Annotated in this window: 21 protein-coding genes and 1 pseudogene; 11 read left to right on the forward strand and 11 right to left on the reverse strand. The window is 71.8% G+C overall.

What is annotated here, in order from left to right:
* Positions 1–569, forward strand: a 569-nt coding sequence (gene recX, locus JS521_RS20320; protein ID WP_205084400.1) for a recombination regulator RecX, incomplete at its 5' end; no start/stop codon positions are given.
* 33 nt (positions 570–602) lie between these two features.
* On the opposite strand, the gene JS521_RS20325 is transcribed toward recX, so the two are convergent.
* The 9 genes from JS521_RS20325 to JS521_RS20360 all read right to left on the reverse strand — a co-directional run bounded on the left by JS521_RS20325 (position 603) and on the right by JS521_RS20360 (position 8,121).
* Positions 603–1,286: a DUF6197 family protein gene (locus JS521_RS20325; protein ID WP_205084401.1), complete on the reverse strand. Its 684-nt coding sequence runs from the start codon at positions 1,284–1,286 to the stop codon at positions 603–605.
* A 154-nt stretch (positions 1,287–1,440) separates the two neighbouring features.
* Entirely contained in the window at positions 1,441–1,848 is a 408-nt protein-coding gene (locus JS521_RS20330; protein WP_239487571.1) for a rhodanese-like domain-containing protein, read from the reverse strand.
* A 56-nt stretch (positions 1,849–1,904) separates the two neighbouring features.
* Entirely contained in the window at positions 1,905–2,501 is a 597-nt protein-coding gene (locus JS521_RS20335) for a cysteine dioxygenase (protein WP_205084403.1), read from the reverse strand.
* Positions 2,502–2,574: 73 nt separating this feature from the next.
* Positions 2,575–2,661, reverse strand: coding sequence for a putative leader peptide (locus JS521_RS37530; protein ID WP_311605579.1), 87 nt, complete (start codon positions 2,659–2,661; stop codon positions 2,575–2,577).
* Between the two features lie 95 nt (positions 2,662–2,756).
* Positions 2,757–4,442 carry an FAD-dependent monooxygenase gene (locus tag JS521_RS20340; protein ID WP_205084404.1) on the reverse strand — a complete coding sequence of 562 codons (1,686 nt, stop codon included), beginning with the start codon at positions 4,440–4,442 and terminating at the stop codon, positions 2,757–2,759.
* A gap of 176 nt (positions 4,443–4,618) precedes the next feature.
* Complete coding sequence (locus tag JS521_RS20345; protein ID WP_205084405.1) at positions 4,619–5,560, reverse strand: amino acid ABC transporter permease; 942 nt, start codon at positions 5,558–5,560, stop codon at positions 4,619–4,621.
* The gene (locus JS521_RS20350; protein WP_205084406.1) at positions 5,557–6,204 is read right to left on the reverse strand and encodes an amino acid ABC transporter permease; all 648 of its coding nucleotides are present in this window, start codon (positions 6,202–6,204) and stop codon (positions 5,557–5,559) included. The genes JS521_RS20345 and JS521_RS20350 overlap by 4 nt, the downstream gene beginning before the upstream one ends.
* A gap of 175 nt (positions 6,205–6,379) precedes the next feature.
* A complete protein-coding gene (locus JS521_RS20355; RefSeq protein ID WP_205084407.1) occupies positions 6,380–7,303 on the reverse strand; it encodes a glutamate ABC transporter substrate-binding protein in 924 nt (307 codons plus the stop codon).
* A gap of 32 nt (positions 7,304–7,335) precedes the next feature.
* Complete coding sequence (locus JS521_RS20360) at positions 7,336–8,121, reverse strand: amino acid ABC transporter ATP-binding protein (protein WP_205084408.1); 786 nt, start codon at positions 8,119–8,121, stop codon at positions 7,336–7,338.
* A 389-nt stretch (positions 8,122–8,510) separates the two neighbouring features.
* Between JS521_RS20360 and JS521_RS20365 the strand changes: the two genes are divergently transcribed.
* Positions 8,511–9,203, forward strand: coding sequence for a response regulator transcription factor (locus JS521_RS20365; RefSeq protein WP_205084409.1), 693 nt, complete (start codon positions 8,511–8,513; stop codon positions 9,201–9,203).
* A 19-nt stretch (positions 9,204–9,222) separates the two neighbouring features.
* Entirely contained in the window at positions 9,223–10,617 is a 1,395-nt protein-coding gene (locus JS521_RS20370) for a sensor histidine kinase (RefSeq protein ID WP_205084410.1), read from the forward strand.
* A gap of 106 nt (positions 10,618–10,723) precedes the next feature.
* Here JS521_RS20370 and JS521_RS20375 read toward each other — a convergent pair whose 3' ends face one another.
* Positions 10,724–11,725 carry a TAXI family TRAP transporter solute-binding subunit gene (locus JS521_RS20375; RefSeq protein WP_205084411.1) on the reverse strand — a complete coding sequence of 334 codons (1,002 nt, stop codon included), beginning with the start codon at positions 11,723–11,725 and terminating at the stop codon, positions 10,724–10,726.
* Between the two features lie 133 nt (positions 11,726–11,858).
* Between JS521_RS20375 and miaB the strand changes: the two genes are divergently transcribed.
* Both miaB and JS521_RS20385 read left to right on the forward strand, forming a co-directional pair.
* Positions 11,859–13,379 (forward strand): tRNA (N6-isopentenyl adenosine(37)-C2)-methylthiotransferase MiaB, encoded by a 1,521-nt coding sequence (gene miaB, locus JS521_RS20380; RefSeq protein WP_205084412.1) that lies wholly within the window; start codon positions 11,859–11,861, stop codon positions 13,377–13,379.
* Positions 13,380–13,472: 93 nt separating this feature from the next.
* Complete coding sequence (locus tag JS521_RS20385; protein WP_205084413.1) at positions 13,473–14,213, forward strand: class III extradiol dioxygenase subunit B-like domain-containing protein; 741 nt, start codon at positions 13,473–13,475, stop codon at positions 14,211–14,213.
* A gap of 88 nt (positions 14,214–14,301) precedes the next feature.
* Here JS521_RS20385 and JS521_RS20390 read toward each other — a convergent pair.
* Positions 14,302–14,613, reverse strand: a pseudogene (locus JS521_RS20390) (antitoxin); the annotation flags it as partial.
* A gap of 203 nt (positions 14,614–14,816) precedes the next feature.
* Between JS521_RS20390 and miaA the strand changes: the two are divergent.
* From miaA to hflX, 6 genes are all read left to right on the forward strand, one after another.
* The gene (miaA, locus tag JS521_RS20395) at positions 14,817–15,755 is read left to right on the forward strand and encodes a tRNA (adenosine(37)-N6)-dimethylallyltransferase MiaA (protein WP_205084414.1); all 939 of its coding nucleotides are present in this window, start codon (positions 14,817–14,819) and stop codon (positions 15,753–15,755) included.
* A 107-nt stretch (positions 15,756–15,862) separates the two neighbouring features.
* Entirely contained in the window at positions 15,863–16,315 is a 453-nt protein-coding gene (locus tag JS521_RS20400; RefSeq protein ID WP_205084419.1) for a hypothetical protein, read from the forward strand.
* A gap of 143 nt (positions 16,316–16,458) precedes the next feature.
* Positions 16,459–17,325 carry a diaminopimelate epimerase gene (dapF, locus tag JS521_RS20405; RefSeq protein WP_205084415.1) on the forward strand — a complete coding sequence of 289 codons (867 nt, stop codon included), beginning with the start codon at positions 16,459–16,461 and terminating at the stop codon, positions 17,323–17,325.
* A 213-nt stretch (positions 17,326–17,538) separates the two neighbouring features.
* Positions 17,539–19,716 (forward strand): RelA/SpoT family protein, encoded by a 2,178-nt coding sequence (locus JS521_RS20410; RefSeq protein WP_205084416.1) that lies wholly within the window; start codon positions 17,539–17,541, stop codon positions 19,714–19,716.
* Between the two features lie 84 nt (positions 19,717–19,800).
* Complete coding sequence (locus JS521_RS20415) at positions 19,801–21,246, forward strand: M1 family metallopeptidase (RefSeq protein WP_205084417.1); 1,446 nt, start codon at positions 19,801–19,803, stop codon at positions 21,244–21,246.
* 131 nt (positions 21,247–21,377) lie between these two features.
* Positions 21,378–22,726, forward strand: a 1,349-nt coding sequence (hflX, locus tag JS521_RS20420) for a GTPase HflX (protein ID WP_205084418.1), incomplete at its 3' end; no start/stop codon positions are given.

A 22,726-nucleotide genomic window follows, 5' to 3' on the forward strand; every position in this document is an offset into this window, starting at 1 on the left:
CCCGCCGGGCCCGCCCCGCCACCTGCGCCGGCGGCCCCCCTGCCGCGGCGCCGGCCGAGAAGGGGGAGCCGCGTGATCCGGTCGAGCAGGCGCGCAACATCTGCCTGCGGCTGCTCACCGGGACGCCGCGAACGCGCAAGCAGCTCGCGGACGCCCTGCGCAAGCGGGAGATCCCGGACGAGGCGGCCGAGGAAGTGCTCGCGCGCTTCGAGGACGTCGGGCTGATCGATGACGCGGCGTTCGCCGGGGCATGGGTGGAGTCCCGGCACCACGGCCGGGGGCTCGCGCGCCGCGCCCTCGTCCGTGAGCTGCGGACGAAGGGCGTCGACTCCGCCGTGATCGACGAGGCGGTCGGGCAGCTCGACCCGGACCAGGAGGAGGAGACGGCGCGCGAGCTCGTGGCTCGCAAGCTCCGCTCCACCCGGGGCCTGGACCGGGACAAGCGGCTGCGCCGACTGGCGGGGATGCTCGCGCGCAAGGGATACGGGGAGGGCATGGCCCTACGGGTGGTGCGTCAGGCGCTGGAGGAGGAGGGCGAGGACACGGAGGGCTTGGACGAGCCTTTCTGACGTCGGTCCTCCGACGTCAGTCCTTGCCGGGCGCTACTGTCCGGCCAGGGACGCCCGGCGGATGGTGGCGTCCACGAGGGCCAGGGCGTCGGCCGCGGTGCGGCCGGGGTGACGGTTCCAGGGGCCGATCAGCCCCGGCCACCCCTGCGCGCGCAGCTCCGTGATCAGCCAGGCGCCGGCCCGGTCCACGGTGTCGAGAGAGCCGTAGCCGAGGCGGTGCGCGGAGATCAGGGCGCCGCAGACACAGCGCGCGCCACGCGCGTTCCGCAGCCGGTAGGGGGTGTTCTGCCAGCCCCACTCGGCCAGGATCTGCCGTGCGTAGCCGAGGTGGGTCGAGGGGCGCACGTCACCCTGCCCGACCCGCCGCCAGAGGTGGACGCGGTCGGGCAGCATCGCACCCAGCCGTCCGGGCAGGGGACGCTCGTGCGGGGCAGACGCGGGCAGCGTCCGCAGGGTGTCGTCGATCAGCCGGTCCACGGGTACGGACAGCAGGCTCCGCCAGTCGGCGGGCGCCGCGGGCGCTGCGGGCACCGGGGTGGATGCGGGGGCCGGTTCCGCAGGGTTCGTGGGCCGTGCGGACGTCGGTTCCGCCGGGGTGAGCCCGGGCTTGGCGGCGGTGTGCTCCCAGCCCGTGACGATCTGCTGCCACGCCTGGGTGTCGTGCAGCCGGGAGGCCTGGCCGTCGAGCTGGTCGGGGGTGAGGACTGCGTTCGCCATAACGTGCCATCTCCGTACATTTCGCCTCTGTGTGAGGCGAATGTCGGTCGCGCACGGCGAATGCTCCAGTGGAACGTGGCGTTCGGGTGTGTGGCCGCCCCCGGCGTCGCGGGCGGGGGCGCACGGGCCCCGGACAGATGCCCGGGCCCCGAGCTCAGGCCTCGGGCGGAGAGGTGACCGGGAGGCCGGCCGCGCGCCACGCCTGGAAGCCGCCGATCAGATCGGTGGCCCGCTGCAGTCCCAGCTGCCGCAGCGAGGCGACCGCGAGGCTGGAGGCGTAACCCTCGTTGCAGATGACGACGACCGGGAGGTCATGGCCGACCGCCTCGGGCGCGCGGTGGCTGCCCTGCGGGTCAAGTCGCCACTCCAGCTCGTTGCGTTCGACGACCAGCGCGCCCGGGATCAGTCCGTCCCGGTCGCGGAGCGCCGCGTACCGGATGTCCACCAGCAGGGCTCCCGCCTCCGCCGCCGCGGCGGCTTCGCGGGGGTCGATCCGGTCATAGCCGGCCCGAACCCGCTCCAGCAGCTCGTCGATGCCCACCGGGACAGGTGCGTTCGGCAGGGCCCCGTTCCCGCTCGCTTTCGTGTTGCCGTTGCCGTTCGTGCTCCCGTTCTCGCTCACTGCCAGTCCTCCGGGCTCTCGGTCTGCTCCAGCCGGAGCACCGCACCGGTGCGGCTGAACCGGCGGATCCGGGGGAGCGGCGGGTAGTAGGCGTGGACGGAGATTGCATGCACGTCCTCTGACTCGTTGAGGACCTCATGCACGTGGTTCTGCCCGAAGGCCCTGCCCTGACTGGTCGTCAACTCCCTCGACCGGTCCACCCCCTCCGTCAGCTCCAGGGTCTTCCAGCCGTCGGTGGGCAGCCGCACGGCCAGCGAGTGCTCCTTGAGGGCGCCGGCAGCCGTGGTGAACGCGCCGATCGAGTCGGCGTGATCGTGCCAGCCCGTGCCGGTGCCGGGCGGCCAGCCGATCAGCCAGGCTTCGCTGCCGCCGGGGCCGTCGAGTCGGATCCAGGTTCGGCCCTCCGGGTCGAGGGGCAACGAGGCGATGAGCGCCTCGTCCCGGGCGGTGCGGCGGACGAAGTCCAGCAGCTCCGCGACCGTCGGCGCGGCAGGGGAGGGCGCAGGGGTGGAATGAACGGCGACGGAAGGAACGGCAGCGGAAGGAGAAGGCACGGAGGCGGCCGTGGGTACGGCGGAGCGAGGGGAAGACACGAGGACCGTCCTGAGAGTTCGCGCGGGATCCCGGCCGTGCGGAAAGCGGCACGGACCGGCGGAGGGAGGCGATTCAGCAGGACGGGCGACACACGCAGCCCGCGTAACGGACGAGGTCCATATGGACCCTCCGCCACAGGCGCACATCGGTGTCGGTCATGATCTGGAGTACACCACGCGTGCCTGTAACGGTCAATGTGCGTCCGCCGCGGACGTACAGCGGACGCACAGGTGCGGCGGACGACGGGCCGGCGGTCAGCGGTGTCCGGCGGTCCCGTCGGCGTGCACCCGCGCCCGGGGCCGCTCCTCGCTCCCGCCCTCCTCCGCTTCCGCTCGCTCCCGCGCACCACGGGGCGCACCGCCCAGCGCCGCCTGCGCCGCGGTGAGCAGCTCCGCCGGCCGTACGCCGCCGAAGGCCGCCACCAGGTGCCCGTCCGGCCTGACCAGCAGGACGGTATGGGCCGATGCTCCCGGGTAGCTCTCGGTGACCAGCAGCTCCGTCATCCCCGGGAGTGCCGCCACGGCGTCCGTGAGGCGGGGCATGATGCCCGCGGACTGCCAGTGCCGCCGGTCCCAGACCCCGGTCCCCGGGGCGACCAGGATCACGAGTGGATGGCCCTGCCCGAGCCGCTCCCGCAGCCGCCCCGTCGTCCCGTCCGGCGCCGTCACCGTCACATCGGCGACCGGCGCACCGGGGGGCGTACCGACCGCGGTGTGCGCCTCGGCGTGCGGAGGTGAAAGGGGGGAGTGCGAGTACGAAGGGGGCGCACCCAGTGCTCCGCGGCCCAGATGGCCGTCCGCGAGCAGGGTGTCGTGCCCGCGTGCGGTGCCCGGGACCAGGGTCCGCAGACCGCCTCCGCCGCGCAGTATCGGCAGCGACTGATCGGCGGCGCGCAACCGGGCGGCAACCGCGGCCCGGCGCTCCGCCTGGTAGCTGTCGAGCAGCTGCTCGGCCGGGCCGTGGTGCCAGGCCTGGGCCAGCTTCCAGGCCAGGTTCTCCGCGTCCCGGATCCCCTCGTCGAGCCCCTGGGTACCCACCGCGCCCAACAGGTGCGCCGCGTCCCCCGCGAGGAACGCGCGCTGCTTGCGCCAGCGCCGGGCGAGCCGGTGGTGGAGTGTGTGGACGCCGGTGTCCAGCAGTTCGTACGCCGGGGTCTCGCCGCACCAGCCGGCCAGGGTGTCCCGGATGCGGGCGACCAGCGCCTCGGGGGTGACCAGGTCACCGCGCGGCGGCAGCAGCCAGTCCAGCCGCCAGACGCCGTCCGGCAGCGGTCGGGCGGAGACCTCGGCGCCCCCGGTCCGCCAGGGAGGCTGCCGGTGCAGCACGGCCTCGTCGGGCCAGGGCAGTTCGGCCCGGAGTGCGGCTACGGCATGCCGTTCCACCGACGTACGACCGGGGAACCGGATGTCCAGCAGGTTGCGCACGGTCGACCGGGCGCCGTCGCAGCCGACCAGATAACTCCCGCGCCACCAGGTCGCTCCCGGCTCCCTCGTGTGCACGGTGATGCCGCCGGGGTCCTGCTCCAGCGTGTCGATCCGGCTCATCGGCACCAGCTGGACCAGCGCGTCCTTGTCCACCGCCGCCCGCAGTGCATCACTCAGCTCGTGCTGCGGCAGGTGCAGCGGCGAGGGAAGGAGCCCGGACAGCGGCTCGCCGTCCTCGTCCGCCCGGCCCCCGCTCAGCGGCACGTCCCGGACCAGCTGCTTGCGGCGCATCGAGCGCCAGCCTGCCCAACGCAGCCCGACCCGGTCCAGCTCCCGGCAGCCGAGCCGGCCCACCAGGTCGGCGGTGTCCTCGCGCAGCACGACCGTGCGGGCGGGACGGGGCTCCTCCGTGCCGGGGCCCTCGTCGAGGACGATCGAGGGGACGCCCTGGGCGGCGAGGGCCAGCGACAGCGTCAGGCCGACGGGCCCGGCGCCGACGACGATCACCGGGTCCACGGCGCGTATCCTCCGGCCCGTACGGTCATGCGGAACGTGGCAGAGGTAGCCGGGTGCGTGATCACAGAACGTATGCAACCCACTGGTGGTGCTTGCGTCAAGTGACCGAGGCAGCGACGCGTGCGCCGCTGCCTCGAATGCTCCTGGTGTGAGGGGCCGGGAGGCCCCCAGGGAGGTCAGTCCTTCGACACACCGGCCCCAGCAGCACCGTCGGCCGTCGGGCCCGCGCCCCCCGCGCCCCCCCCGCCCGAGTCGGGAACCGCACCCACCATCGGGATACTCGGGGTCTGGACACCGGGCGCGACCTTGATGCCGGTCTTGGCCCGGCGGCCGCGCTTCTCGATCCACGTCGCCAGCGCCGAGAGCAGCAGACACATCGCGATGTAGATCGTGCCGACGACGATGGTCGTGGAGACGTAGGGGTAGATGCCGTTCACCTGTGTGTTGGAGGCGATCAGACGCGCGGTCTGGAGCAGCTCCGGGTACAGGATGATGAAGCCCAGCGAGGTGTCCTTGAGCGTCACCACGAGCTGGCTGATGATCGTCGGCAGCATGGACCGGACCGCCTGCGGCATCAGAACGGTCGTCATGACCTGCGTCTTGCTCATACCGAGCGCGTACGCGGCCTCGCTCTGGCCCTTGGGGACCGAGTTGACCCCGGCCCGCAGCACCTCGGCCTGCACACAGCCGTTGTAGATGGACAGGCCCGCCGCCAGCGCCCACATCGAGTAGTCGGTGAGGAAGCCGACCCAGATCGCGTAGATGGTGATCAGCAGCGGCAGCGAGCGGAACAGCTCGATGAAGGCGGTCGCCGCCCAGCGGATCGGCTGGTGGTCGGAGAGCCGGCCCACCGCGAGCAGCACACCGAGGACCAGCGAGCCGATCGCGGCCAGTCCGAAGGCCTTGAGCGTGGCGACCACGGCATCGGCGATGTTCTGCCGGATACCCGAGTAGTTGAAGATGTCCCACATCTCCGGCGCCAGGTGGCCCTTGTCGGCCAGGCGCATCAGGCTGACGACGATCAGCGCCGCGATGGCGAGGCTGCCGACGACGGCGTAGATCCGGTTGCGGACGACGGCCTTGGGGCCCGGGGAGTCGTAGAGAACGCTGGCGCTCATCGGGCGACCTCCATACGACGCTCCAGCAGCCGGAAGAGGCCGCTGATGGTAAACGTGACGACCAGGTAGCCGAGGGCCACCCAGATGAAGACGGGGACGATGTCGTACCCCTTGTCACTCATCAGCTTCTGCCAGCCGAAGAGTTCGGTGTTGCTGAAGGCGCCGGCGATCGCGGAGTTCTTCGTCAGTGCGATGAAGATGCTGCTCAGCGGCGGGATCACCGTCCGCGTCGCCTGGGGGAGCACCACGATCTTGAGCGTCTGGGCGAACGTCATGCCGACCGAGCGCGCGGCCTCCGCCTGTCCCAGCGGCACGGTGTTGATGCCGGAGCGGACCGCCTCGCAGACGAAGGACGAGGTGTAGAAGCCGAGGGCCAGGGAGCCGAGGACAAACGGGCTCATCCCCGGGAAGAGGATCTCCGGCACCACGAAGAAGAAGATCAGGAAGAGCAGCGTCAGCGGGGTGTTGCGCATCAGCGTCACCCACGCGGTGCCGAAGTACCGCAGCGGCGGCACCGGCGAGACGCGGAATCCCGCGACGACGACACCGAGAACCAGGGCGATCAGCGAGCTGACGGCGGTGATCGACACAGTTCCTATGAAGCCGTCGCGGAACGCTGGGAAATTGTCGAGCAGTACGTTCATGAGGTCTCCGCGTCGGCGGTCATCGGCATCGGGGCAGGGGAAGGAGCGCCCCCTACACCCGCCGTCCCCGGGGAGAGGCGGACGGCGGCGGCGTACGGGACGCCCGGGTCACTCGCGGGGCGGCGTGACGGGGGTCGGCACCGGGGCGCCCGACAGTGCCGGGCGCCCGGGGGCGTCAGTAACGCTCGATGGCCGGCGGGTCGACGAAGTCCGAGCCGGACAGGCCGAGGGTGGCCTCGTAGATCTTCTTGTACGTGCCGTCCTTGACGCGGTCCTCCAGCGACTTGCTGATGGCCTCGCGGAGCACCTTGTCGTCCTTGTTCAGGCCGACGCCGTAGGGCTCGTCGGTGAACGGCTTGCCGACGACCTTGAGCTTGCCCTTGTTGGCCGCGGCGTAGCCCTTGAGGATCGAGTCGTCGGTGGTGACGGCGTCGACCTGCTTGGTCAGCAGCTGCTGCACGCAGTCGGAGTACTTGGCCAGCTCCACGACGCTCGCGCCGTACTCGGGCTTCTTGATCTCCTGCAGCGGCGTGGAGCCGACGATCGAGCAGACCTTCTTGCCCTTCACCGAGTCCTTGCCGGTGATCGACTTCTCGTCCTCGCGCACCAGGAGGTCCGCGCCGGCCTTGTAGTACGGACCGGCGAAGCCGACCTGCTTCTTACGCTCGTCGTTGATCGTGTAGGTGCCGACGTAGTAGTCGACCTGGCCCTTGGAGATGGCCGTCTCACGGACGCCGGAGTCGACCGTCTTCCACTCGATCTGCTTCTCCGAGAAGCCGAGGTCGGCCGCGACCATCCTGGCGATCTCGATGTCGAAGCCCGAGCGCTCCTTGGTCGCCTGGTCCTCGAAGCCGAGGTACGGCTGGTCGGCCTTGGCGCCGATGACCAGCTTGCCGCGCTCCTTGGCCTTCTTGAAGACCGGGGAGTCGAGGGAGACGTCCGTGGCGGCGGTGTACTTGGGCAGCTCGGGGGCGCCGGAGGCGCCCGGCTGGGTGCCGCCCGGTTTGTCACCGGCGGAGCCCTCCTTGCCACCACACGCGGTCGCGGTCAGGGCGAGGACGGCGATGGCCGCGACGGCGGCCGACTTGCGGAGCTTCATGTGAACAATCCTTAGGTCGGAGGTCGTTGTCGTCAGTGGTGAAGGATCTTCGACAGGAAGTCCTTGGCCCGGTCGCTGCGCGGGTTGCTGAAGAACTGGTCGGGGGTCGCCTCTTCGACGATCTTCCCGTCCGCCATGAACACGACGCGGTTGGCGGCGGAACGGGCGAAGCCCATCTCGTGGGTGACGACGATCATCGTCATCCCGTCCCTGGCCAGCTGCTGCATGACTTCGAGGACCTCGTTGATCATCTCCGGGTCGAGCGCCGACGTGGGCTCGTCGAAGAGCATGACCTTCGGGTCCATCGCCAAGGCTCGTGCGATCGCGACGCGTTGCTGCTGGCCACCGGAGAGCTGCGCCGGGTACTTGTCGGCCTGTACGCCGACGCCCACCCGGTCGAGCAGGGTCCGGGCCTTCTCCTCCGCCGCCTTCTTGTCGGCCTTGCGGACCTTGATCTGGCCCAGCATGACGTTCTCCAGCACCGTCTTGTGTGCGAAGAGATTGAACGACTGGAAGACCATGCCCACGTCGGCACGCAGCCTGGCCAGCTCCTTGCCCTCCTGGGGCAGGGGCTTGCCGTCGATCGAGATCGCTCCCGAATCGATCGTCTCCAAGCGGTTGATCGTGCGGCACAGCGTGGACTTGCCGGACCCGGAAGGCCCGATGACGACCACGACCTCGCCAGGGGCGATGGTCAGGTCGATGTCCTGGAGCACATGCAGCGCGCCGAAGTGCTTGTTGACGTCGCTCAGTACGACCAGGTCGTTCGCCGCGGGCGCGGCATCCTCGGCGTCCTTGGTCACTGAAACTCCGCTCATCGGCTTCTTGCTCCGTCCTCCTCGGTTGAAGAAGGACACTAATGACGCAGTGCTACCAACGTCATTACATCTGAGCGGAAATTGAGCATAACGATCCGGCGGCAACCGGACACTCCGCGTGAACAGGACGCCACGCGCCACCCCGGGGGCGTACCGGGTGCATAACGGAAACCCTGCTGTAACCGGCAGACTCTTGACTGGTGTGCCGTTCATCGGCGTGGATGCCTTGTGCGAGGTCGACGCGAAGCGTCGATGAACGGGAGACCACCAGGAAAATCTCCCGGGTGGAACAGGGTGGGACGTGAGATAACACCCGGTGACACCGTGCAACGGTTGCACCCATGAGCCCGAGGAGCCGGACGGCCCCGGGAGACACGGAGAGGAGGGCCATGAGACTGCTGCTCGTCGAGGACGACGACCATGTCGCGGCGGCCCTGTCCGCCGTGCTCGCCCGGCACGGATTCCAGGTGAAGCACGCCCGCAACGGCGAAGAGGCGCTGCGCGCGCTGCTGCCCGCCGAGAAGGAGCCCTTCGGGGTGATCCTGCTCGACCTCGGCCTGCCCGACCAGGACGGCTACGAGGTGTGCGGCAAGATCCGCAAGCGCACCGCGACCCCCGTCATCATGGTCACCGCCCGCGCCGACGTGCGCTCGCGCATCCACGGACTCAACCTCGGCGCGGACGACTACGTCACCAAGCCGTACGACACCGGCGAGCTGCTCGCCCGTATCCACGCGGTCGCCCGGCGCACCTCCAGCGGCGAGGACACCGCGCCGACCCCCGTCGCCGCCCTGCGCCTCGGACCGGTCGCCATCGAGCTGCCGACCCGACGGGTCAGCGTGAACGGCGAGGAAGTCCAGCTCACCCGCAAGGAGTTCGACCTGCTGGCCCTCCTCGCCCAGCGCCCCGGCGTCGTCTTCCGCCGCGAGCAGATCATCAGCGAGGTCTGGCGCACCAGCTGGGAGGGGACCGGACGCACCCTGGAGGTCCACGTCGCCTCCCTGCGCTCCAAGCTGCGGCTGCCCGCCCTGATCGAGACCGTGCGGGGCGTCGGCTACCGGCTCGTCGCGCCGTCCGCGTAACCGGCGGGTACGTCTCCCGGTGCGCTCCCGCCTGCTCCCGCTGCTCATCGTCCTGATGGCCGCCGTCCTGGTCACCCTCGGCATCCCGCTCGCGATCAGCGTCGCCGCCGCCGAGCAGCAGCGCCTGGTGATCGACCGGATCGACGACACCGCACGCTTCGCCGCCCTCGCGCAGTCCATCACCGACACCTCCCCGGACAGCGAGGAGCGCCGCCGCACCCTCCAGACCGACCTGGAGGTCTACGCCTCGGTGTACGACATCCGCGCCGGCGTCTTCTTCCGGGACGACCGGGCCCTGGCCAAGGCCCCCGGCTTCTGGACCCTGCCCGTCGAGGGCGAGGGGCGCACGGCGTTCAACGAGGCGCTGCTCGGCCGCCGCTCGCACGACCCGCCACAGGTCTGGCCCTGGCGCGACGGCCGCGTCGTCGTCGCCTCGCCCGTGGTGCGCGACGGCGACGTCGTCGCCGTGGTCGTCATCGACTCGCCCACCGGCGAGATGCGCTCCCGGACCCTGCGGACCTGGCTGTTCATCGGCCTCGGCGAAGCCCTGGCCCTGCTGGTGGCGGTCGGCGCGGCGGTCCGGCTCACCGGCTGGGTGCTGCTGCCCGTACGGACCCTGGACGCGGCCACCCGCGACATCGCCGGCGGCCGTATGCGCTCCCGCGTCGCCGCCTCCGCCGGGCCGCCGGAACTCAGACACCTGGCCCGCTCCTTCAACGAGATGGCGGACAACGTCGAGGACGTGCTGGAACAGCAGCGCGCCTTCGTCGCCGACGCCTCGCACCAGCTCCGCAACCCGCTCGCCGCGCTGCTTCTGCGCATCGAGCTGCTCGCCCTGGAACTGCCCGAGGACAGCGAGGAGATCGCCGCCGTACGCACCGAGGGCAAGCGGCTGGCCCGGGTCCTCGACGACCTCCTGGACCTCGCGCTGGCCGAGCACGCCGAGGCGGACCTCCAGCTGATCGACATCGTCCCGCTCACCGCCGAGCGGGTCGCCTCCTGGCGCCCGATGGCGGACCGGGAGGGCGTGCGGCTCACCCTGGACGGAGCCCCGGCGGCCACCGCGTGGGCCGACCCCGTGGCGCTCTCCAGCGCACTGGACGCGGTGATCGACAACGCCCTGAAGTTCACCCCCGCCGGCGAGGACGTCACCGTCACGGTCACCGCCGGAACCCACGCGACGACCGTCGTGGTCGCCGACCGGGGGCCCGGCCTCACGGAAGCGGAGCTGGAACGCGTCGGGGACCGCTTCTGGCGCAGCACCCGCCACCAGAACGTCAGCGGGTCGGGCCTCGGCCTCTCCATCTCGAGGGTGCTGCTCGCTGCGGGCGGCGGCTCGATCGCGTACGAGCACCACGCACCGCACGGCCTCCGGGTGACCGTCTCGGTGCCCCGCGAACGGCAGGCCGGCTGAGATCCACGGGCGGGGGGACACCGCACTCCCGACGAGGAGCCGTCAGGGCTTCAGGACTCCAGGACTTGAGGACTCCAGGACTTGAGGACTTCAGGACTTGAGGACTTCAGGGCTTCACCGAGCGGTAGTAGTCCTTCGCCCCGTCGTGCACGTCCAGCGGATCCGTGTAGATCGCCGTCCGCAGATCCACCAGCTGCGCCGAGTGGACCTCGCGGCCGATCCGGTCCCGGGTGTTGATCACCGTCCGGGTGAAGGCCTCGGTCATGGCCGCGTCCGTACGGTCCGTCGTGACGAGCAGGTTGGCGACGGCGACCGTGGGCACCGCCTGACCCTGTTGGGCCTGCGGATAGGCGTCGGCGGGCATCATGGCCGACCGGTAGAAGCGGGTGGGACCGGTCGACGCCTGCAGCTTCGCGACCAGGCCGGCCTCCAGCGGCACCAGCCGGATCTCGAAGCGCTCCGACAGCTCCTGCACGGCCGCGGTCGGCAGCCCGCCCGACCAGAAGAAGGCGTCGAGCCGGCCCTGCGTCAGCCGTACGGGCATGGTGTCGATGCCCACCGGCACCGGTGTGATGTCCTCGGCCGGGTCGAGCCCCGCCGCCGTCAGCAGCCGGTCCGCGACCAGCCGCACCCCGGAACCCTCCTGGCCGACGCCCACCCGCTTGCCCCGCAGGTCCGAGGCCTTCTGGATGTCGGAGTCGCGGGGGACGACCAGCTGGACGTAGTCGTCGTACAGCCGGACGCAGCCGCGCAGCCGCTGGGCCCCCGGCCTGCCGTCGCGCAGATAGGTGGCCACGGCGTCGGCGGTCGCGATGGTGAAGTCCGCCTCGCCCGTCGCCACCCGGGCGAGGTTCTGCTGCGACCCCTCGCTGGTCCGCAGCCGTATGGACACCTCCGGCATGTCCTTGGCGAGCGCGCCCTCCAGCCGCTCCCCGTACCGCTGGTAGACGCCGCTGGGCACGCCGGTGGAGAAGGTGAGCGGACCGCTCGGATCCCCCTCGTCGCCCTGGGGCTGCAGCCACCACACGAGCAGCCCGAGCACGACCGCGAGGACGGCGCCCGTCTGCAGGGTGCGCCGGCGGCCGAATCGGGACAGAGCGTGGAACATGCGCGCGATCCTGCCAGCTCACCCGCCCACCTGACCAGGCTTCCCCGTGAGGCCCGGGCCACAGCGGGCGCGTCGGCGGAAGCCTGGCCGGGGGACGGGAAGGAGCCGCCGGGCAACCGCCTACCCTTGTCCCATGAGCAGCGGCAACCGGAGCGAAGCAGTGGACGTCCAGAAGAGCTACGAGGTGCGCACCTACGGGTGCCAGATGAACGTCCACGACTCCGAACGGCTGTCGGGTCTCCTGGAGGGCGCCGGTTACGTCCGCGCCCCCGAAGGCTCCGACGGCGACGCCGACGTCGTCGTCTTCAACACCTGCGCGGTACGGGAGAACGCCGACAACAAGCTGTACGGGAACCTCGGCCGCCTCGCGCCCATGAAGACCAAGCGCCCCGGGATGCAGATCGCGGTCGGCGGCTGTCTCGCGCAGAAGGACCGCGACACCATCGTCAAACGGGCCCCCTGGGTCGACGTGGTCTTCGGCACCCACAACATCGGCAAGCTGCCGGTCCTCCTGGAGCGCGCCCGCATCCAGGAAGAGGCGCAGATCGAGATCGCCGAGTCCCTGGAGGCCTTCCCCTCCACGCTGCCCACCCGCCGCGAGTCCGCCTACGCCGCGTGGGTCTCCATCTCCGTCGGCTGCAACAACACCTGCACCTTCTGCATCGTCCCGGCCCTGCGCGGCAAGGAGAAGGACCGCCGTACCGGCGACATCCTGGCCGAGATCGAGGCCCTGGTCGCCGAGGGCGTCTCCGAGATCACCCTGCTCGGCCAGAACGTGAACGCGTACGGCTCCGACATCGGCGACCGCGAGGCCTTCTCCAAGCTGCTGCGCGCCTGCGGGAAGATCGAGGGCCTGGAGCGCGTCCGCTTCACCTCGCCGCACCCCCGCGACTTCACCGACGACGTCATCGCCGCCATGGCCGAGACGCCCAACGTGATGCCGCAACTCCACATGCCGATGCAGTCCGGCTCGGACACCATCCTGAAGGCGATGCGTCGCTCCTACCGCCAGGAACGCTTCCTGGGGATCATCGAGAAGGTGCGCGCCGCCATGCCGGACGCCGCCATCTCCACCGACATCATCGTGGGCTTCCCCGGCGAGACCGAGGAGGACTTCGAGCAGACGATGCACGCGGTCCGCGAGGCGCGGTTCGCCAACGCGTTCACGTTCCAGTACTCGAAGCGGCCCGGGACACCCGCCGCCGACATGGACGGCCAGATCCCCAAGGAGGTCGTCCAGGAGCGGTACATGCGCCTGTCCGCCCTCCAGGAGCAGATCTCCTGGGACGAGAACAAGAAACAGGTCGGCCGCACCCTGGACGTCATGGTCGCGGAGGGCGAGGGCCGCAAGGACGGCGCCACGCAGCGCCTCTCCGGCCGCGCCCCCGACAACCGGCTGGTCCACTTCACCCCGCCCGAGAAGGCCGTGCGCCCGGGCGACGTGGTGACCGTCGAGATCACCTACGCCGCCCCGCACCACCTGCTCGCCGAGGGCACGCCGCTCGCCGTACGGTCCACCCGCGCGGGCGACGCATGGGAGAAGCGCACCACGGAGGCCGCCGCCAAGCCTGCCGGAGTGATGCTGGGTCTCCCCGGCATCGGCGCCCCGGACCCGCTCCCGGCGGCCACGGCCCCGGCCTGCGGCATCGGCTGAGGGCTCGGTTCCCGGGCCTCCGGCCTGGGCACCCGGCCCAGGCCTGGGCACCTCCGGCCTCGGCTCCCGGCCCCCGGCAGTACGCTGACCGGCATGCTTGTCGCCGCCGCCGTGTGCCCCTGCCCGCCGCTCCTGGTGCCCGAGGTCGCCGCCGGGGCCGCCCCCGAGCTCGACGCCGCACGGGACGCGTGCCTCGACGCCGTGGGCGTGCTCGCCGCCGCGCGACCGGACCTGCTCGTCGTCGTGGGGCCCGGCGACGAGCCGTCCGAGCCGGGCGCGCACCCGACCGTCGGGCCCTACCCGCCCGGCGCGCACGGTTCCTTCCGGGGCATCGGCGTGGACCTCGACGTGACGCTCGGGCACGCACCCGACGGGGACACGACGGCGGGCCGCCCGCTGCCGCAGTCCCTCACGGTGGGCGCCTGGCTGCTCGGCCGGGCCCGCTGGGCGGCCGCTCCCGTGGAAGGGCTCGCCTTTCTGCAGACCGCGGCCCCGGTGGACTGCGCGGAGGCCGGCCGCGCCGTCGCCGCACGCACCGACCGGGTCGCGCTCCTGGTGATGGGCGACGGCAGCGCCTGCCGCACCCTCAAGGCGCCCGGTTACCTCGACGAGCGGGCCGCCGCGTTCGACGCCCGGGCCACCGAGGCGCTCGGCTCCGCGGACCTGGACGCCATCGCCGCGCTCGACGCGACGCTCGCCCACGAACTGAAGGCGGCGGGGCGGGCCTCCTGGCAGCTGCTGGGCGGCGCCGCGAGGGAGGCAGGGCTCGCCGGTCGCCTGCTGTACGAGGACGCCCCCTACGGCGTGGGCTACACCGTCGCCGCCTGGTCCTGAAGAGACCGGTTCTGGCGGTCAGGTCCAGGCCGGTTCCTTCCGACAGGCAGGTCCAGACCGGTTCTGAACACGCAGGTCCTGAACGGACCGGCGGCGGAGGAGGCGTGTTGCCAGGGGTGCTCCCGGGCGTACCCGGAGCGCCGGGGGTACCAGGTGTACCCGGAGTGCCGGGGGTTCCAGGCGTGCCGCCGTCCTTCTGCCCCAGCTTGTCCACGGCCTCCTTGGCCTTGCGCGTACCCGAGTCGATCTTGTCGCTGTACTTGCCCTTGGTCTTCTGGTCGACCGTGCGCGCGGCCTTGTCGAGGCCCTGCTCGATCTTGCCCCCGTGCTGCTGCGCGAGGTCGCCGACCTTGTCCTTGGCCGGCCCCAGCTTGGCCTTCAGGTTGTCCAGGAACCCCATTGGGTCACCTTCCGTGCAGTGAGGACTGTCGTCGCGGGAGCGTTCTCCCGCCCCCATTGTCCGTCACCTGTCCGTTCCTGCCGTTCTTACTCGCCCTTCGGCGCTTCCGTGGCGCATCCTTGCCGTCGCTCTCCGTGCTCGGCCGTGCCCCTGTCGACACCCGGTGTGTTAGGGAGGGCCCGGATATTTGGGAGACTGTCCCGGTGACCCCTCGCCCTCCCGCCCCCCGCGTCATCACCGTCGTAGGCCCCACAGCGGCCGGAAAATCGGATCTGGGGGTCTTTCTCGCCCAACGGCTCGGCGGCGAGGTGATCAACGCCGATTCCATGCAGCTCTACCGGGGCATGGACATCGGCACCGCCAAGCTGACGCTCCCCGAGCGCGACGGCGTGCCGCACCACCTGCTGGACATCTGGGACGTCACCGAGGCCGCCAGCGTCGCGGAGTACCAGCGCCTGGCCCGCCGGGAGATCGACCGGCTGCTCGCCGAGGGGCGTACGCCGATCCTGGTCGGCGGTTCCGGGCTGTACGTGAAGGGCGCCATCGACGCCCTGGAGTTCCCCGGTACGGACCCCGAGGTGCGCGCCCGCCTCGAAGCGGAGCTGGCCGAGCGCGGCTCCGGCGTCCTGCACGCGCGGCTCGCCGCCGCCGACCCGGAAGCCGCCCGGTCCATCCTGGCGAGCAACGGCCGCCGTATCGTCCGCGCCCTCGAAGTCATCGAGATCACCGGCAAGCCCTTCACCGCCAACCTTCCCGGCGACGAGCCGGTCTACGACGCCGTCCAGATCGGCGTCGACGTGGACCGCCCCGAACTCGACGAGCGCATCGCCCTGCGCGTCGACCGGATGTGGGAGGCCGGGCTCATGGACGAGGTGCGCGCCCTGGAGGCGTCCGGGCTGCGTGAGGGCCTCACCGCCTCCCGGGCCCTCGGCTACCAGCAGATCCTCGCGGCGCTCGCGGGGGAGTGCGGCGAGGACGATGCGCGGGCCGAGACCGTGCGCGCCACGAAGCGCTTCGCCCGCCGTCAGGACTCGTGGTTCCGCCGCGACCCGCGTGTCGTGTGGCTCGGCGGCGGACACCGTGACCGGGGGGAACTCCCGCACCGGGCGCTGACGTTGGTCGAACGAGCGGTCACAGCCTGATCACGTGATGGCATCGGGAAGCTCCGCCCGTCAATTCGGCGCCCGCGACCGTGCCATCATCGAGCATCGATCCACCAGTGGAGTCCGAGTTGGGAGGGCGCGTGGCGATGGAGGCCGGCCCTCGCGACACGGAGCAGCGCGACACAGAGCACGACGTGCCGTCACCGCGGGAGACCGCGGGACGACTGAGCCCCGACGGGCCCGACGAGCAGGACGTGACCCCCGAGGTCGAGGTCGAGCTGCGGCCCACCGGCAAGCTGCGGATCTGGCAGCTCGCCCCCATCGTCATGCTGGCCGCGGTCGGCTCCCTGATGTTCGCCTTCCCGCTCGCCTTCGAGTTCGGTGACGGTGGCGCCATCGTCGCCATGCTGGGGCTCCTGATCAGCTGCTGCGCGGCCGGCTGGGGCATGATGGCGGCCCGCCGCGTCGGGCACACCTGGCCCGGACTGCCCTCCCGCGGTTCGGGCGACCGCCCCGACTGGCGGGTGATCGCGCTGTACGCCGTGACCGGCCTCGCCCTGGTGGCCCTCGCCGTCTGGCGCGTGGCCCGCCTGCGCTGACGGCCGCGGACCCGCGCGACGAGCCCTCGACGCGCCCGTGGGCGGCCCTCTGCGCCGACGGCGACGCAGCGAGGCGCGTACGGGGCTCTCGCACGGCCGGGCCGCTCGTGCGGGCTGTCGGCGCCGCCTCGTACAGTTGGCGTGTGAGCACCTCGCAGATCGCCTTCCTCAAGGGTCACGGCACCGAGAACGACTTCGTGATCGTCCCGGACCCGGACAACTCCCTCACGCTGCCCGCGGCCCTGGTCGCCCGGCTCTGCGACCGCCGGGCCGGCATCGGCGGCGACGGATTGCTGCACGTCGTGCGCTCCGCCGCGCACCCCGAGGCGCGGTCCATGGCGGACGGGGCCGAGTGGTTCATGGACTACCGCAACGCGGACGGCTCGATCGCCGAGATGTGCGGCAACGGCGTGCGTGTCTTCGCCCACTACCTCCAGCGCGCCGGCCTCGTCGAGGAGGGCGACCTCACCGTCGCCACCCGGGGCGGCCCCAAGCGCGTGCACCTCGCCAAGAACGGCGACATCACCGTCTCCATGGGACGCGCCCTGCTGCCCGAGGCGAGCGTCACGGTGACGGTCGGCGGCCGCAGCTGGCCCGCCCGCAACGTCAACATGGGCAACCCGCACGCGGTCGCCTTCGTCGACGACCTGGACCACGCCGGCGACCTGCTCGCCGCCCCGCCCATCGCGCCCGAGGCCGTCTACCCCGAGGGCGTCAACGTCGAATTCGTCGTCGACCGGGGCCCGCGCCACGTCGGCATGCGCGTCCACGAGCGCGGCTCCGGCGAGACCCGCTCGTGCGGCACCGGAGCCTGCGCGGTCGCCGTCGCCACCGCCCGCAGGGACGGCGCCGACCCCGCCGCGACCGGCCTCCCCGTCACGTACCGGGTGGACCTCCCCGGCGGCACCCTCGTCATCACCGAGCACCCCGACGGCGCGGTCGACATGACCGGGCCCGCCGTGATCGTCGCCGAAGGCGTCATCGAGCCGTCCTGGCTCGAAACCGCCTGAGGAATGGCTTGACGCCTCGTACGGAACGGCTCGCCGCCCTCTGAGGCACTGCTCGCTCGAAACGGTGATCGGTCCGGGCTTCGCTCGAATGGGTGATCCGTTTCACGCTGGGCGAGAGCTGGACTGCGCCACGTGGTGGGCTCGATAGCATCAAGCACCGGCCCCGAGGCGCATCCAGCCCTCGCCCCGCCGGTCGAGTCGCCGGAGGTGCCCATGAGTGCAGAGGCCGCCGATCCGGGCGCTCCCCTTCGCAGGCGGAGCCGCCCCCGGATCGATCTGCGCAGACTGGGCCGGGTGGCACTGCGCGGCCCGGTCTCCCGCGACCGGCTGCCCGACGCCATCGGCCATGTCGCCGAGGCGCACCGCGCGCACCACCCCGACGCCGACCTGACCATTCTGCACCGGGCCTATGTCCTCGCGGAGTCCTCGCACCGCGGCCAGATGCGCAAGAGCGGCGAGCCGTACATCACGCATCCGCTGGCCGTCACCCTGATCCTCGCCGAGCTGGGGGCCGAGACCACCACGCTCACCGCCTCCCTGCTCCACGACACCGTCGAGGACACGGAAGTGACGCTCGATCAGGTCAAGGAGCAGTTCGGTGACGAGGTCTGCTATCTCGTCGACGGCGTGACCAAACTGGAGAAGGTCGACTACGGCGCCGCCGCCGAACCGGAGACCTTCCGCAAGATGCTCGTCGCCACCGGCAACGACGTCCGCGTCATGTCGATCAAGCTCGCGGACCGGCTGCACAACATGCGCACGCTCGGCGTGATGCGCCCCGAGAAGCAGGCCAGGATCGCCAAGGTCACCCGGGACGTCCTCATCCCGCTCGCCGAACGGCTCGGCGTGCAGGCGCTCAAGACCGAGCTGGAGGACCTGGTCTTCGCGATCCTGCACCCCGAGGAGTACGAGGAGACCCGCGCACTGATCGCCGCCGCGACGGGCCCCGACGACCCTCTCGAAACCATCGCCGGCAACGTGACGCACACCCTGCGCGACGCCGGCATCAGCGCCGAAGTCCTCATCAGGCCACGCCACTTCGTCTCCGTGCACCGGGTCCGCAGGAAACGCGGCGAACTACGCGGCACCGACTTCGGCCGGCTGCTCGTCCTCGTCGCCCAGGACGCCGACTGCTACGCCGTCCTCGGCGAGCTGCACACCTGCTTCACCCCGGTGATCTCCGAGTTCAAGGACTTCATCGCCGCCCCCAAGTTCAACCTGTACCAGTCGCTGCACACCGCCGTCGTCGGCCCCGAGGGCGCCGTCGCCGAAGTCCTCATCCGTACGCACCGGATGCACAAGGTCGCCGAGGCGGGCGTCGTCGCGCTGGGCAACCCCTACGCCCAGGACCACGCCTCGGCCCCGCAGACCGAGCCGTCCGACGAGCGCGCCGACCCGACCCGGCCCGGCTGGCTCTCCCGGCTGCTGGACTGGCAGGAGTCCGCCACCGACCCCGACACCTTCTGGACCACCCTGCGCGACGACCTCGCCCAGGACCGCGAGATCACCGTGTTCCGCACCGACGGCGGCACCCTCGGGCTGCCCGCCGGGGCCAGCTGCGTCGACGCCGCCTACGCGCAGTACGGCGACCGGGCCCACACCGCCATCGGCGCCCGGGTCAACGGCCGCCTCGCCACCCTGAGCACCGTCCTCAGCGACGGCGACACCGTGCAGCCGCTGCTCGCCCAGGACACCGCCTCCGGCCCCTCGCCCGACTGGCTCGACCACGTCCGCACCCCCGCCGCCCGGATCGCGATCACCGGCTGGCTCACCGACCACCCCGACGAGGCGAAGCCCGACCCGGAGACCGTGGAGGCGGCCGGACCCGGCACCCAGGGCGAGCCCGCCGACGCCCCGGCCCCCTCGGAACGCGAGGCTCCGGGGGCCACCGCCCCGCCGCGCACCCGGTCCGGCCCGCGGACCACGGGCGTCGTCGTCGAGGGGCCGGGCGCGCCGGTACGCCTGGCCGGCTGCTGTACGCCGGTGCCCCCCGACGAGCTGACCGGCTTCGTCGTCCGGGGCGGCGCGGTCACCGTCCACCGCCGCGAGTGCTCCGCCGCCGCTGAGATGCGGGACATCGGCCGCGCCCCGGTCGGGGCCCGCTGGGCGGACGCCGGGGGCCGGGAGTCCGAGGCGGGCTGCCGGGTCACCCTGGTCGCCGAGTCCTTCGGCCGCCCCCGGCTGCTGGCCGACCTCACCGAGGCCATCGCCACCGCCGAGGCGGCGATCGTCTCCGCCACCGTGGAGCCGCCCAGCGAGCAGCGGGTCCGCCACACCTACACCCTCCAGCTCCCCGACGCGGCGGGTCTTCCCGGTCTGATGCGCGCCATGCGCGATGTCGCCGGGGTCTACGACGTCAGCCGCGCGCAGCACCCGGCCCCGACGGGCTGAGCCGCCCCGCACCACTCGTCCTCGTTCGGGTGGCGCGGCGCGCGGCTCCCCGGTCGGGCGGCCCGGCGCTGATAGCGGTAGTCCATGCCGCTCCTGACCCGCCGCCTGCGCGCCGCCCTGCTGGCGACCGCCTCGGCCACCCTCGTCGCCGCCGCCCAGCCCGCCGCCGAGCCCCTGGGCATCGGCGACCGGCTCTTCCCCGAGCTGGGCAACCCCGGATACGACGTACTCGCGTACGACATCGCCTTCACCTACCACGGCTCCAACACCAAGCCCCTGGACGCCGTCACCAAGATCCGCGCCCGCACCACCGCCCCGCTGGACCGGATCAACCTCGACTTCGCCCGGGGCACCGTCCACGGCGTCGAGGTCAACGGGCAGAGCGTCGACTTCGGCAGCAAGAGGGAGGACCTCGTCCTCCAGGCACCCCGCCGCCTCCCCGCGGGCGTACCGCTGAACATCACCGTCCGGCACACCAGCGACCCGAGCGGATCCGGGGACGACGGCGGCTGGGTCCGTACCGCCGACGGGCTCGCCATGGCCAACCAGGCCGACGCCGCCCACCGCGTCTTCCCCAGCAACGACCACCCCTCGGACAAGGCGTACTTCACCTTCCGCGTCACCGCCCCGCACAAGCTGACGGCGGTCGCGGCCGGCCTGCCCGTGGGCAAGACCCGGCACGGCTCCTCGACCACCTGGACGTACCGCACCGAACACCCCATGGCCACCGAGCTGGCCCAGGTCTCCATCGGCAGCTCCGCCGTCGCCCACCGCACCGGACCGCACGGGCTGCCGGTGCGCGACGTCGTCCCGGCCGCCGACCGGAAGAAGCTGGAGCCCTGGCTGACGAAGACCCCGGCCCAGCTGGAGTGGATGGAGCGGCAGGTCGGCCGCTACCCCTTCGAGACGTACGGGGTGCTCGTCGCCGACAGCCCCATCGGGTTCGCCCTGGAGACCCAGACGCTGTCGTTGTTCGGGAAGTCCTTCTTCACCGAGCCCGCCTATCCCGAGTGGTACGTCGACTCGGTGATGATCCACGAGCTGGCCCACCAGTGGTTCGGCAACAGCGTCTCCCCCGCGAGCTGGTCCGATCTGTGGCTGAACGAGGGGCACGCCAGCTGGTACGAGGCCCGCTACGCCGAGGAGAACGGCGGCGGAACCCTGGAGCGGCGCATGCGCCAGGCGTACAAGCTCTCCGACGGCTGGCGCGCGGACGGCGGCCCTCCGGCGCACCCGGACGGCCCGGCCCCGGGGCAGAAGCTCAGCCTGTTCCGCCCGGTGATGTACGACGGCAGCGCCCTGGTGCTCTACGCGTTGCGCCAGGAGATCGGCGAGGCCGCCTTCGACCGGCTGGAACGCACCTGGGTCCGGGTGCACCGGGACTCCACGGCGACCACCGCGGACTTCACCCGGCTCGCCTCCGGGATCGCCGGACGGGACCTGACCGCCTTCTTCGACGGCTGGCTGTACGGGAAGAAGACGCCGCCGATGCCCGGGCACCCGGACTGGAGCAGCGCGAAACCCGCGTGACGGGCCCGGCGGGGCCGTGCCACTATCGACGCGTCCGCGCGGCGGACCGCACCGGAGTTCCCCGAGGGGAATCATCCGGGAAGATCACACGTTGTGACTGACGTAAAGACTTCTATCGACGTAAGGATCCAATGACCTCCTCTTCTTCCCTTCCCCAGGACGCGCAGGACGCGCAGAGCGCCACGGAGAACACCACCGAGAGCCTCACCGAGGCCCGCCGGGCCGACGCCCTGATGGAAGAGGACGTCGCCTGGAGCCACGAGATCGACGGAGCCCGGGACGGCGCCCAGCTGGACCGCTCCGAGCGTGCCGCGCTGCGACGCGTGGCCGGGCTCTCCACCGAGCTCGAGGACGTCACCGAGGTCGAGTACCGCCAGCTGCGCCTGGAGCGCGTGGTGCTGGTGGGCGTCTGGACCTCGGGGACGGTGCGCGACGCGGAGATCTCGCTCGCGGAGCTCGCCGCACTCGCCGAGACGGCGGGCGCGCAGGTGCTGGACGCGGTGTACCAGCGGCGCGACAAGCCCGACCCGGCGACGTACATCGGTTCGGGCAAGGCGCTGGAGCTGCGCGACATCGTGCTCGAATCCGGTGCCGACACCGTCGTCTGCGACGGTGAGCTGAGCCCCGGCCAGCTGATCCACCTGGAAGACGTCGTCAAGGTGAAGGTGGTCGACCGGACCGCCCTGATCCTCGACATCTTCGCCCAGCACGCCAAGTCCCGCGAGGGCAAGGCGCAGGTCTCGCTCGCGCAGATGCAGTACATGCTGCCCAGGCTGCGCGGCTGGGGTCAGTCGCTCTCCCGGCAGATGGGCGGCGGCGGTTCCAGCGGCGGTGGCGGCATGGCCACCCGTGGTCCCGGTGAGACCAAGATCGAGACGGACCGGCGGCGGATCCGCGAGAAGATGGCGAAGATGCGCCGGGAGATCGCGGAGATGAAGACCGGCCGCGAGATCAAGCGCCAGGAGCGCAAGCGCAACAAGGTGCCCTCCGTCGCCATCGCCGGATACACCAACGCGGGCAAGTCCTCGCTGCTCAACCGCCTGACCGGGGCCGGTGTGCTGGTGGAGAACGCCCTGTTCGCCACCCTGGATCCGACCGTCCGCCGGGCCGAGACGCCGAGCGGCCGCATCTACACCCTGGCCGACACCGTCGGATTCGTCCGGCATCTGCCGCACCACCTCGTCGAGGCGTTCCGCTCCACCATGGAGGAGGTCGGCGAGTCCGATCTCATCCTCCACGTGGTGGACGGCTCCCACCCGGTGCCGGAGGAGCAGCTCGCCGCGGTGCGTGAGGTCATCCGGGACGTCGGCGCGGTCAATGTCCGCGAGATCGTCGTGATCAACAAGGCGGACGCGGCGGACCCTCTGGTCCTCCAGCGCCTGCTGCGCAACGAGAAGTACGCCATCACGGTCTCGGCCAGGACCGGCGCCGGCATCGACGAGCTGCTCGCGCTCATCGACGCCGAGCTGCCCCGGCCGTC

Source organism: Streptomyces durocortorensis, from assembly GCF_016901035.1.
Taxonomy (GTDB): domain Bacteria; phylum Actinomycetota; class Actinomycetes; order Streptomycetales; family Streptomycetaceae; genus Streptomyces; species Streptomyces durocortorensis.